Below are 13,149 nucleotides of genomic sequence, written 5' to 3'. Positions count from 1 at the left end.
TTTTCTTGAAAATAGGTTTTCTGTGCCAAAAATGGAAAAAAAAGAACTTCTTTTTTGTTTACATGTGTGTAATATGTGCGCGTAGTCAAGTTTTTGGGGCTTTGGGTGCCGTTTTTTCGCTGTTTTTGAGGAGGAAATTACTAGATTGCGAGGTATGAAGAATGTGATGAAGTTTGCAATTCCCGCCTTATTGGCTTTTTCGACTGTTTTTGCCCAGCAGGGGGCTCCGACGGGTGCCGCTGTGGATCCGACTGCTGATGAACAAAAAGCCCTTTCTGCCCTCAAGGGTAAGCTCGAAGGTGCAATTGTCTGGGCCACGAGCCGAGCAAATTCTCATCACGATATCTGGATTATGAATGCCGACGGTACGAACGCTCGCGCTCTCACGCAGGGTGACAACGTGGACTGGTTCCCGCGCATTTCGCCGGATGGCTCGACGGTTTTGTTCAACCGTAGTAAGGGTGGCTGGGTGCCTGAAAACGACGCCAACTATCCTGAAAAGTGGGATTTGTGGATGGTCGACATTTCGGGCGAAAATGCTCGCAAGGTTGTCGATAACGCTACTTGGGGCACCTGGAGGCCCGACGGCAAGTCCATCGTCTTTAGCCGCGCCGGCAAGGTCTTTACCATGGACATCGCTTCTAAGGCTGAAAAGATGATTCTCGATGGCGAAAAGGCTTTCAACAAGTCCGGTGTGATTCTGCAGGAACCGAACATGAGCCCCGATGGTAAGCACTTGGCCATTACGCTCCGCGGCTCCATGCGCGAAACGGGCGTGTGGGACTTGGAAAAGAATGTCTGGACCAAGTCCGGTGACGGCTGCCAGATCGACTGGAATTTTGACGGTTCCAAACTTTACCGCGTGAACCCGACGGGTAACGGCGGTACCGCAGCTCCGAGTGAAATCCTCTGGTTCTCTGCCAAGGATGGCAAGCAGATCGAGAAGGTGGGTTTCTTCGGCATCCCGAAGAACGTGAAGCTGATGGACCTGCCCGGTCGCCGCAGTCACGAATACTTCCCGCGTCTTTCTCCCGATGGCAAGTGGCTAGTGTGGGGCGCAACCGACAAGGGTCACGACCATGACCTGTTTGACTACGAACTCTACATCTGGAAGATTGGTGAACCGGTGGAATCTGCAACGCGTATTACCTACCACAGTGGCAATGACCGCTGGCCGGACATTTGGCTCGGCAAGGTCCCCGTGAAGGAATCGGTTGCGGACAAGGTGGCATCTCAAGTGAAGGATGCTGTTTCCGGTGCTGCAAATGCCATTCAGACCGGCATCAGCGAAGCCAAGATGGATGAACTCATCAAGGCCATCGATCGCCTGACCGACGCTGTGAAGGCTTTGGCTCCTGCCAAATAATTTGAAGTAATTAGCGCTGCGCGCTTCTCAAACAGAATGCCATGATGGCAAAGGCTCCGGCGACGTTCATGCTCGCCTTGCGGCCAGCCATAGGAATGGTCACTTTCATTGTCGCCTCCGCCATGAGTTCGGGGGCGATTCCTAATTCTTCGTTGCCGAGAATTATCAGGCCTTTTTCTGGCCACTTGACGTCATTGATGCTTGGAATGTCTTCGCCGGTTTCAAGGGCGATGATTTCGTAACCGTTTTCCTTGTGCCATTTGACGCAATCGAAGGGGGAGTCCCAGCGCTTGATGGAGATCCATTCCTGGCAGCCGCGGGCAGCGCTCTTGACGGTCACATGGTCGGGACCGCAGCTGTAACCGCTGAGGTGGACTCCTTCGAGGCCGAAGCAGTCCGTGCTGCGGATAATGGAGCCTACGTTGAAGGCGCTGCGAAGGTTGTGCACCAGCACGGCGAACTGTATCGGTTTTTCGTTAGCGACTTCGCGGTCCCCCGGTTCCTGCTCCAGGTAAACGTCCCGTTCGAACCCGAGTCCTGCACGGGTGCGGAAGGTCTTGTACAGGTCGATCATTTGCGCCTGGTTTTTGCCGGTGAGGCGCTCACTTTCGGGGAGCTTCATCCATTCGGCGTAGGTCTCGAATTCTCGCTTGGCGCGGGGAACGTCGTCGCCCAATTGCAGGATGATGACGCGCAGTAATTCGGCCATGCGTTTGGCCTTGGAAGTCTCTTTTGTCGCTAGAAATTTCTTCTCGGAAAACATGCTCAAAAAGATAGCTAATGGAGCGTATTTTTACCCCTTTTTTTGAGTAAATTTTCTATCTTTTATCTTACATGTTAGAAGATCAAAAGACACGCGTTCTCATCGCAAACGATGATGGGATAAAAAGCGGCTATATGCTGGCTTTGGCGTGTGCCCTTGCGCCCATCGCAGAAGTGTATGTTTTTGCACCCGATGAGGAGCAGAGTGGGGTTTCTCACGCCTTTACGGTACGTAAGGCTTTATCTGTCAAAAAAGTGGATGTAGACGCTGCTGTGGAGGCCTATTCCATGTCCGGGACTCCGGCCGATTGCGTGAAGTTTGCGCTGGGCCATTTTGCCATGCACGGGCTTACTACCGAGGGGGCCGGTCCGGGTGCTTTTGACGTGTGTTTTTCGGGTGTCAATTTGGGTGAAAATTCCGGCGTGTCGTCCTTGTATTCGGGAACGGTGGCTGGAGCCCGCGAAGCTGCCCTTTGGGGTGTGCCAGGCATTGCCCTTTCGCTTAGGGGTACGACACCCAATATGCTGGAAACTGCAAAGGAATTTGCAGTGAAGGTGGTGAAGGAACGCCTGTTTGAGCGGATTCCCGTAGGCGTTTTCTGGAACGTGAATTTTCCAAAGGCTACCGCCGAGACCTTCAAGGGGTACAAGGCGACTAAGATGGCCCTCGGAATGTTTACGGACCACTACACCCACGAAGGGAATATGTGGCAACTGGACGGTGACAAGTTGTGGGACGAACAGCCCAAGGATAGCGATGACTATCTGCTGAATCAGGGCTATGCGACGATTACGCCCCACCGCATCGACCAGACCGACGAAGAAAGTTTAAATGAAATAAACGAAATGCTGGTGGAAACACCGGTGGATAATTAGAGGAAAAAGAATGTCAGAAGAATTGGTACCAGGTTCGCAAATCAGGTCCTTGATTGAAAAGGACATGCAGGATTGCTACCTCCGCTATTCCATGAGCGTGATCGTAGCGCGTGCACTCCCTGATGCGCGTGACGGTTTTAAGCCGGTACACCGCCGTGTGATGTACAGTATGCACAAGCTGGGCGTGGTGCCCAACAAGCCGACGGTGAAGTCTGCCCGTATCGTGGGTGACGTGATCGGTAAGTACCACCCCCATGGCGACTCTGCCGTGTACGAAACCTTGGTGCGTATGGCGCAGGACTTCTCGTTGCGCTACCCGCTGGTGTTCGGTCAGGGTAACTTCGGTTCTATCGACGGTGACGGCGCTGCCGCTATGCGTTACACCGAAGCCAAGATGAACAACATGGGCGCTCTCATGTTGGAAGACCTTGAAAAAGACACCGTGGACATGGGCCCGAACTTCGACGAATCTTTGGAAGAACCGAAGGTGTTGCCCTCCGCCCTCCCGAACATGCTGGTGAACGGTACCACGGGTATTGCTGTGGGTATGGCCACTTCCATGGCTCCGCACAACCTTCGTGAAATTTCGAATGCCATTCATGCTGTTGCTGAAAATCCGGACATTTCCGGCGAAGACCTGCTGCAGTATGTGTCTGGCCCGGACTTCCCGACCGGTGGTATCATTTGTGGCCGCGCAGGCATCCGCGATGCTTACCTCACGGGGCATGGCCGCGTACGCGTACGTGCCCGTACCGAAATCGATGTGGATGGCCGCGGTAAGCCGCGCATCGTCGTAAGCGAAATTCCTTACATGGTCAACAAGGCCGAACTCTGTAAGAAGATTGCAGAACTGGTGAAGGACAAGCGCGTCGACGGCATTACCGACATCCGCGATGAATCTAGCCGCGAAGGTATGCGCATTGTCATTGAAATGCGCAAGGATGTGGTGGCCGAAGTCGTTTTGAATAATTTGTTCAAAAATACGCAGCTCCAGACGACCTTCAGCATTTACAACCTGGCCCTCGTCAACAACCTGCCGAAGCTCCTGACTCTCAAGGACCTCATCCAGGTTTATGTGGACCACCGCTTGGAAGTGATTACGCGTTCCACGCAGTTCGACTTGAACAAGGCCGAAGCCCGCTTGCACATTATCGAAGGCCTGCGTATTGCCACGCAGAACATCGACGAAGTGGTGCAGATCATCAAGTCTAGCCCCACGACCGAAGCCGCAAAGACTGCCTTGCAGGACCGCTTCAACCTGGACGAAATTCAGTCCCAGGCTATCGTGGACATGCGTCTTGCCCAGCTCACGGGCCTGAACTTGGAAAAGTTGGAAAACGAATACAACGAACTCGTTGCTACCGTTGCCGACTTGAAGGACATTTTGGAAAAGCGCGAACGCCGCGTGAAGATCATGCTCGACCGCCTCGATGCTATCGTCGACAAGTGTGGCGATGACCGCCGTACTTCTATCGAAGACGCCGTCGATGACTACGACTACGAAGACCTGATTGCCGAAGAAGAACAGGTGATTACGCTCAGCCGCGAAGGCTACATCAAGCGTTTGCCGATTGATACCTTCAAGGCTCAGAACCGCGGTGGCAAGGGCATTATCGGCGCAACTCTCAAGGAAGAAGACAACGTCGAACAGATCTTTACTGCAAGCACTCACAGTTACTTGCTGGTGTTCACCAACAAGGGCCGTGCCTACTGGACCAAGGTTTATCGCCTCCCCGAAGGTACCCGCAACGGCAAGGGTCGCCCGATTATCAACTTTATCGGTCTTACCGAAGGCGAAAAGGTGCAGGCCATTGTGCCGGTGCGCAAGTTCGGCGGTTACTTCTGCCTCGTATTTGCAACCAAGAAGGGTGTCATCAACAAGATGGACCTCACGCTGTTCAGCCGTCCGCGCAAGGCTGGCGTTAACGCCATCAGCCTCGACGAAGACGATGAATTGGTGAAGGTGCAGCTCGTGGGCATGAGCGCCGAAGAATTCAACGCAAGCCAGGCTGCATCTGATGTCGACGAAGCCGAAGAAGCCCAGGCTGCCGAAGCCGCCATCGCCGAAGAAAGCGAAGACGCCGAAGACTTGGAAGCCCGCCCGATTGCTAAGGACTTGCTGATGCTTGCCACCAAGAATGGTCAGGCTGTCACCTTCCCGATCGGTTGCTTCCGCAACATGGGTCGTGGCACTCACGGCGTGAAGGGCATTACCTTGGCCGAAGGCGACGAAGTGATTTCTCTCCTGTGGCTCAAGGCCGGCAACAAGATCGTGACCATCACCGAAAACGGTTACGGCAAGCGCAGCGAACCTTCTACTTACCGCATTACTCGCCGCGGTAGCAAGGGCGTGCGTAACCTGAATGTGACCGACAAGGTGGGCCCGGCAGTGTTCGTGGAAAGCGTCGCCGACGACTACGACTTGATCATTACCAGCCGCGAAGGCCAGGTGATTCGTATCAAGGCCGCCGATATCCGCCTCACGGGCCGTAACGCCCAAGGCGTCAAGGCTATCAGCCTGCGCGAAGGCGATGTGGTGCAAGATGCTACCGCACTCCCGAGCGTCGAAGATATCGAACAGGATAGCGCCGAGGCGAAGGAAACCTTCGATCACGTGCAGGGCGTCGAAGTCGATGACGACTCCATGGAAAAGATTGAAGACAAGCCGGAACAGCAGATAGGTGTTCCGACCTCTGAAGATGATGCTTAATTGATTGTTGTTCGGCCCCGCTAAGGGGCCGAAACAATTTTGTACAGGACTGCCACACTAATGTCATCTTGGAGTCTGACATTCTGGATGGGGGTTGCTACATGGGAACGGTGGAATTGATGGCGGGTGCTGACATGGAACAGGCTTTGTTCCAGAAGTTCCTCAAGCTGGGTATGTACCTTGTAAAATAGGGTAGCTTCTTGACTCGCGTTCGTGTGAATCGTTAATCTAAGGAGTTTTCCGCACAATTCAGGAAAATCCCGTAAAAAAAACTCCTTGTTCTGTGGAAAAAAAGGACTCCTCACACACTGTTGTGGGGCGATTTTATATACACGAAAAGAATGCCGTATTTTGGCGTAAAATTGGCTTTTTTGTGTAAAAATTGTGGATTCGGTGTTGTTTTTTACAACAACGCCAATTGTCATACATGTATTCCAATTTGGATTTTGCAGATATATCTTTGGAATAGAACTTAAACATTCAGGAGTTATAAAATGAATAGGAGTATTGCGAAAATTGCGAAGATGGGGATTGCCATAGCTGCAATTACGTCATCCATTTCCTGGGGGCAGACGACCCTTACCTGCTCTGGTGGCACAGAGCAGAAGTTTGGTAGTGGCGCTGGCTATGATTACGAACTCTGGAGCCAGAATGGTGCCGGTAACGCAACTATGAAGCTTAACCCAAGCGATGAAAATGGTGGTGCTTTCTCCGTTGAATGGAGTGGTACTATCAACATGTTGGCCCGTGCCGGAAAGCGTTGGGGGTCTAACTCCACTGTTACCGTACAGAATGTGGGTAATATTACCGCCGAATTTGAAGTGGAATGGACCTCCTCCGACAACGTGAAGTATGTCAGTGTCTATGGCTGGGGCTATTACGACAAGGGTGACGCTCCCAGTGGTTTCAGCGATGAAATTGAATACTACATTGTCCAGGATCGCGGAAGCTACAATCCTACCCAGGGCGGTAAAAAGTGGGGTTCTGCAAAGATCGATGGTATTGACTACGATTTCTATACTACCGACCGTATTAACCAGCCTTCTCTTTCGGGTAACAGCACCTTTAAGCAGTATTGGTCCATCCCGTCGAATACGAGCCAGCATCGTACCAAGGGTACCATTTCTATTTCCAAGCACTTCAAAGCATGGGCTGATGCGGGTATGAAGATGGGTAGACTGTATGAAGTTGCTTCCATGAAAATTGAATCCTACACCGGACAAGGTGGCAATGCAAGAGGTTCTGCTACTGTTAAGAAGAACATTCTGAAAATCGGTGGCAGTGCCGATGAACTTGGCCTCAATGTAACTGCATCTCCGGCTGCTGCAGGTTCTGTGACAAAGAGCCCGAGCGCTAACTATTATGCTCCGAATTCAACTGTACAGCTCACCGCCAAAGCCAACGAAGGCTGGAGGTTTGTGGGTTGGGAAGGTGCTGTTACCGGCACTTCTGAAACCGTTTCTGTAACCATGGACAAGGATAAGTCTGTGGTCGCCAAGTTTGAATTGGTAGGCGAAACCACAGTGAACCTTCTTAAGGATGGTGATTTCCCGAGCAGCAACGTGATTTCTACAAGCCAAGATGCATCTTGGTTCCTGGGTCAGGGTACAAACTGGGGTAACTCTGCTGCAAAGACTTCTGTTGCTGGTGGCACGGCTACGGTTGATGTTACCACTATTGGTACAGAAAGTTACCAGCCGCAGCTTGTTCAGTACAATCTGGCTCTTGATAAGGGCATGAAGTACAAGTTGTCCTTTAAGGCTAGCGCTGATGTAGATCGCAAGATTGAAGTTAATTTCCAACAATCCGTAGACCCCTGGGGTGCATACGCCACTAAGGAATTTGACATCACCACTACGGAACAGGAATACACATTTATCTTTGCTATGGAAGAAGATTCTGATGATGCCGCTCAGTTTGCCATCAATTTGGGACAAGCTACAGGTGCAGTCAAGATTAGTGACGTCAAGCTGGTCTTCACCAATGCTGAACCGGGTTCCGAAGGCACGACTGCGATTGCTCTGCCGGTCCGCTTGAACAAGGTCTCTGGCACGGTCCAGGTGTTTGACATGCAGGGTCGCGCTCTCGGCAAGGTTGAAGTTGCCGCTGGTGCATCCATCTCTGATGCTCTCTTCGCCAAGTTCCAGCAGACTGGAATCTACATGGTGAAGCAGGGAAGCAAGTTCCAGCAGGTTCGTGTGACTCGCTAAATCTTAACATCCAAATGCTCCTATATTGTGGATGAGGAACGTCTTGCGAAAGCAAGACGTTTTTTTTTAAACAATAAAAACAAGGCTTTTTATTTAATTCGTGTAAGAAAGGACTGACTAGTAACTGATAACTTTTTATTTTTGGTGATGAGGTATAAATCATGAAATTCTTTGTGACGGGTGTGGGTGGCCAGCTGGGCCACGACGTAATGAATGAACTTGCAAAGCGCGGCCATACAGGCGTCGGCTCCGACATGGCTCCGGTATACAGCGGTGTGGCTGACGGTTCTGCCGTGACCACAATGCCTTACGTGCAGCTCGACATTACGGACTCTGTTGCCGTCGACAAGGCTCTTTCTGAAATCAAGCCCGATGCCGTGATCCACTGCGCCGCATGGACTGCAGTCGACATGGCCGAAGACGATGCCAACGTGGCAAAGGTCCGCGCGGTGAATGCGGGCGGTACCCAGAATATTGCCGACGCTTGCAAGCGCCTGGGCTGCAAGATGACCTATATCAGCACCGACTACGTGTTCAACGGCCTGGGCACGGAACCTTGGAAGCCCGACTGCAAGGATTACAAACCTCTCAACGTTTACGGCCAGACCAAGCTGGAAGGCGAACTCGCTGTCGCCAATACGCTTTCCAAGTATTTCATTGTGCGTATCGCTTGGGTGTTCGGCCTCAATGGCAAGAACTTTATCAAGACCATGCTCAACGTGGGCAAGACTCACGATACCGTGCGCGTGGTGAACGACCAGATCGGCACCCCGACTTATACGCTGGATCTTTCTCGCTTGCTCGTGGACATGAACGAAACGGAAAAGTACGGCTACTACCACGCCACCAACGAAGGCGGATTCATTAGCTGGTACGACTTCACTTGCGAAATTTACAAGCAGGCCGGTCTATCTACGAAGGTGTTGCCGGTGACCACCGCCGAATATGGCTTAAGCAAGGCGGCACGCCCCTTCAACAGCCGTCTGGACAAGAGCAAATTGGTGGAAGCTGGTTTCAAGCCGCTCCCCACATGGCAAGACGCCTTGGCCCGTTACCTCAAGGAAATCGGAGAATAAACGATGGCAGAAAAAGAGACTTACCGCGAAGTCATGCCGGGTGAACTCCCGTGCGAAGTGCCGGAATGCGACGGCGTGATGGTCGTTGACCCCGATAACAGCTACAAGCTTACCTGCGACAAGTGCGGACACATAAAGGAATGACGCTTCAGCGTCATCCTGAGCGGAACGCCGTTAGGCGTGCAGTCGAAGGATACAAATCTGCGTTAAAAAAATGGTTGCTGCTAACTTGAAAATCGAGTACCCGGAACTTCCCGTTGTTGAACATCGGGAAGAATTTTTTGAGTTGCTTGAAAAGCACCAGGTGGTGATTGTCAAGGCCGATACGGGCTCGGGTAAATCGACGCAGCTACCGAAATTTCTTTTAGAATGGTTCGCGGGCGCCAAGAATCAAAATGGATTGCTTCGCATCAATGATGCTCGCAATGACGTTGATAAAAATGCCTTCAAGATCGGCGTCACGGAACCGAGGCGTTTGGCGGCTATTTCTATTGCAGACCGCTTGCGCGAAGAACTGAAAGACGAAACCCTCGTCAGCACCAAGATTCGTTTCTGGGAGCAAGGTGATAGCGCGGCCCCCATCAAGGTGATGACCGACGGTATCTTGCTGCAGGAATTCCGCCGCGACAGACTCTTTCGCCAGTATTCGGCGATTGTGATTGACGAAGCCCACGAACGCTCGCTGAATATCGACATCTTGCTCGGCATTTTCAAGACGGTGCTGAAGGAACGCGCTGACTTCAAGCTGATTGTGGCTTCTGCGACGCTGGATGCCAAGCTTTTCGAAAAATTTTACGACAACAGCTGCGTGATGGAAGCCGAGGGGCGCACCTTCCCGGTGGATGTGGAGTATTACTTTGACGGTAGCGCTGCGGCCCGGGCTGCCCTCGACATTAGCGGTAAGGGTGATTCCGGCTTATTGGATGAGGCCCGCGATGCGATTTTAGATTTGGAAACTCGCCACCGTGACCATCTGCTTTGCTTTTTGCCCACGGAACGCGACATTCAAGATTTAGCGGGGGAGCTTGCCCACGAACTGGATTCGGCGAGTTTCGATATCTTGCCGCTTTATGGTCGCATGAGTCCCGATGAACAGCGTCGCATTTTCAAGCATACGGGCAAGACTCGCGTGGTGCTGGCGACGAATATCGCTGAAACCTCGCTTACGATTCCGGGAATCGCCTACGTGGTAGATACGGGCATGGCCCGAATCTCGCGTTACAATGCGCAGTCGAGAATCCAGGGCTTGCCTGTGGAAGAAATCTCGAAGGCGAGCGCAAGGCAGCGCACGGGGCGAGCGGGCCGCGTGAAGCCCGGTGTGTGTATCCGACTTTATTCGCCCGAAGAATTTGAGAAGCGAGACGAGTTTACGGAGCCGGAAATCCGGCGCAGTAATCTCGCGAACGTGGTTCTGCAGTTGCGCAGCCTCGGGCTTGAATTGGAAAACTTCCCGTTCTTGCAGTCGCCACCACATTCCGCTTTCCGTGGCGCCTACAAGACTCTGTTTGAACTGGGCGCCTTGACCGCGGACAATTCCACCGGCCATGTGACGAAACTTGGCCGCGAAATGACGCGCTTGCCTATGGATGTGGCGCTTTCGGCGGTTTTGCTCCGGGCGCGAGAAGCGGGAGTGCTGCAGCCGGCTTTGATTGTCTGCTCGGCTCTCAGCATTCAAGACCCTCGCGTAGTCCCCAGCGAAGAGCCGGAACGCACCCGCATCCGCCAGCTGCACCGCAAGTTTGCGGGGCATAAGAGCGACTTCCTCACTTTTGTTTGCATGTGGAATGCCTTCTGTGCCGAATGGGATGGAAAATCCTGGAACAAGTTGCGCAAATTCTGCGACAAGTTCAGCCTGCATTTTCTGCGTTGTCGCGAATGGATTGACCTTTACGAACAATTTGGCCGCATTCTCGACGTGAAATACGAAAATCGCGTCTGCCCGTTGGATTCTTTCCACCGCGACAATTTGCATGTGGCGCTTCTTTCGGGATTCCTCGGTGGCATTGCCCGCCGCGATATTGAAAATGGCTGCTACCGATTGGTGAGCGGTCGCGAAACCCACGTGTTCCCCGGCAGCGATTTGTACGGCAAGAGCGTGGAATGGCTCTTTAGCGCCGAAGTCCGCGAAACCAGCCGCATCTTTTTGAACAAGGGTGCCGAAATCAAGCCCGAATGGATTATGCAGGTGGCGGAACCCTTCTGCACCCGCCGCTGGTATTCGCCCATGTGGAACCAGGAACGCGGTTTTGTGGAAGCGGTAGAAGAAGTGAGCTTCAGGGGCCTCGTGATCAGCCGCGGTCATCGAGTGGATTACGCTCGCGTAAACCCCGACGAATGTGCCGAAATTTTCTGGCGCGAAGCGGTGGTACTCGGCCAGATGGCCCGCCCGTTCCCCTTCATGAAGCAGAATGACCGGGTGGTCGAAGACTTGCACGGCCTCGAAGCCCGCAAACGCCAATTCGGCCTCGCTCCCAGCGAAGATGCTTTGGTGGATTATTACGTGCGCATCGCCCCGCGGGTGAATTCCATCAAGACCCTCCGCGACTATATTGCCGAACACACCGACCAGTTCCTGAAATTTGACGCCAAGTTCTGGCTGGACCAGAATGAGAGCGGTTACGTCATTGCGAGCCCCGAAGGGGCGAAGCAATCCCTGGGCGATTTCCTCGACAATAAAAACAAGCTGAAAAAGGCGGCCAAGGCTCCGGAACCCGCTCTCGGTGGCAGTATTGAACAGTTCCGTGTGGAAGGCCTTGACCGGGTGAGTCGTATGGTGGTGGGCGAGATGGTCTTTGATGCCACCAAGGAATACGACGGCATTACCTTGGACTTGCCTTACGACATGCTCCCGCAGCTTACGCCTGCGAAGCTAGCTCTTTCCATTCACCAGTGGCGCGAATGGATGGCGGAATCGATTATCCGCGAAATGCCGAAGGCCGCCAAGAAGCAACTGGAAAACCGCCGCACTTTTATCGACGACGCTTTCTGCGACAAACTGAAGGCGAACCCGCACAAGGCACCGCTCCTGCTCCTGTACGAAGTTTTCGCTGGCATGAAGCAGCTGGATTGCGATATTCCGACGGTGACGCCCGAAAAGGAAAACCACCTGCGCTTGCATGCCAAGATTTTCAAGCAGGGCTTCCCGGAAAAGTTCGCCGTCGAAATCAATCCGGAATGGGGGAGCTTCCGCCTGTTCCTGGCGGTGCGCCCGGTGGTGGTGACATTTGGCATTGATTTTGCTTTGGACGAAATGCGCTTTGGCTGGCGTCTCGGCGAATCCGCCCTGATGACCTCCGAAGAATCCTCTTTCTGGCAAAGCTTCCGCAAGCGTGTGGAAGGTCGCGCGACTCCCGCGCCCGAAGCTTCCGATCCGCACACGGCCCTCATTACTGACCGCCTAAATCTGCTGGAAACCGGTGGCCTTTATGCTGACGGATTCAAGACGGCCCTCAAGGCCTGGGTCCTCAAGTCCCTCGCCGCCGACAATCTGGATGCGAACCGCTGCGTGCGTTTCTCGGGCCTGGAATTTTCCCGCGGCAAGAAAATCAACGATTTCAAGAACCTAGCTGTGTCCTCCCGCAGTGAAGATGACGAGGTGCGCCTCGCCCTGGTGCGGGCTACCTACGAATCTGCCCTGCTCGGTGCTGAACCGTTTGTCGCCTTCTGGGACATTCTCCGCGAATTCTCTGTCGCTGTGCGCCAAGGCGGCGACCATGCCCGCGATGCCCTCGGCGTCATTACGGCTAACCACAAGTCTATCGGCAAGGTCATTGCCCTTTATACCTCCGACAAAGTGACGACTTTGTTCGAGCGCCTTTGTCTTCTGAGCGATTCTGCGGCTCCGGCTCGCCCCGAACTTTCGGTGCGCACGCTCCGCGAAAAGTTCCGCCCCTTCCTCAAGGCCCGCTTTATGAAGGATCACGAGCTCAAAAATGCCCGCGACCTTCTTTCGAAAATGGAACGCCTTTCCGCCGACGACACCGAATTCCCGGAACTCTACCTGCAGGCCTGCGCCTTGATTGAAGACTTCGAAATCCTCAAATTCAAGCGAAAAGGCGACGATTCCGAAGAAACCATCGAAGACGATGCCCTCGCTAAGCTCAAGGGTCGTTTCGGTCGACTCTAGGGCCGGCGCTAAAATTTATATTT

Annotated in this window: 8 protein-coding genes; 7 read left to right on the top strand and 1 reads right to left on the bottom strand. The window is 53.2% G+C overall.

Annotated elements, in window-relative coordinates; all coding sequences use genetic code 11:
- The first annotated feature begins 154 nt into the window (after nucleotides 1-154).
- Entirely contained in the window at nucleotides 155-1,366 is a 1,212-nt protein-coding gene (locus ACJMNB_RS11095; protein WP_405342421.1) for a hypothetical protein, read from the top strand.
- A gap of 10 nt (nucleotides 1,367-1,376) precedes the next feature.
- Here ACJMNB_RS11095 and ACJMNB_RS11090 read toward each other — a convergent pair whose 3' ends face one another.
- A complete protein-coding gene (locus ACJMNB_RS11090; RefSeq protein ID WP_405342419.1) occupies nucleotides 1,377-2,129 on the bottom strand; it encodes a TrmH family RNA methyltransferase in 753 nt (250 codons plus the stop codon).
- A gap of 71 nt (nucleotides 2,130-2,200) precedes the next feature.
- Between ACJMNB_RS11090 and surE the strand changes: the two genes are divergently transcribed.
- The 6 genes from surE to hrpA all read left to right on the top strand — a co-directional run bounded on the left by surE (nucleotide 2,201) and on the right by hrpA (nucleotide 13,126).
- Nucleotides 2,201-3,004 carry a 5'/3'-nucleotidase SurE gene (gene surE, locus ACJMNB_RS11085; protein ID WP_405342417.1) on the top strand — a complete coding sequence of 268 codons (804 nt, stop codon included), beginning with the start codon at nucleotides 2,201-2,203 and terminating at the stop codon, nucleotides 3,002-3,004.
- A gap of 10 nt (nucleotides 3,005-3,014) precedes the next feature.
- A complete protein-coding gene (gyrA, locus tag ACJMNB_RS11080) occupies nucleotides 3,015-5,714 on the top strand; it encodes a DNA gyrase subunit A (protein WP_405342415.1) in 2,700 nt (899 codons plus the stop codon).
- 494 nt (nucleotides 5,715-6,208) lie between these two features.
- Nucleotides 6,209-7,924, top strand: coding sequence for a glycoside hydrolase family 11 protein (locus tag ACJMNB_RS11075; RefSeq protein WP_405342413.1), 1,716 nt, complete (start codon nucleotides 6,209-6,211; stop codon nucleotides 7,922-7,924).
- Nucleotides 7,925-8,085: 161 nt separating this feature from the next.
- Nucleotides 8,086-9,000 carry a dTDP-4-dehydrorhamnose reductase gene (gene rfbD / locus ACJMNB_RS11070; RefSeq protein WP_405342411.1) on the top strand — a complete coding sequence of 305 codons (915 nt, stop codon included), beginning with the start codon at nucleotides 8,086-8,088 and terminating at the stop codon, nucleotides 8,998-9,000.
- A 3-nt stretch (nucleotides 9,001-9,003) separates the two neighbouring features.
- Nucleotides 9,004-9,144, top strand: a complete 141-nt coding sequence (locus ACJMNB_RS11065) for a hypothetical protein (protein WP_158212913.1) — start codon at nucleotides 9,004-9,006, stop codon at nucleotides 9,142-9,144.
- Between the two features lie 70 nt (nucleotides 9,145-9,214).
- Nucleotides 9,215-13,126, top strand: a complete 3,912-nt coding sequence (gene hrpA / locus ACJMNB_RS11060; protein WP_405342409.1) for an ATP-dependent RNA helicase HrpA — start codon at nucleotides 9,215-9,217, stop codon at nucleotides 13,124-13,126.
- Nucleotides 13,127-13,149 lie beyond the last annotated feature (23 nt).

The sequence above is a fragment of the Fibrobacter sp. genome (genome assembly GCF_045131395.1).
GTDB lineage: Bacteria > Fibrobacterota > Fibrobacteria > Fibrobacterales > Fibrobacteraceae > Fibrobacter.
This window is presented reverse-complemented; position numbering and strand designations above follow the sequence as displayed.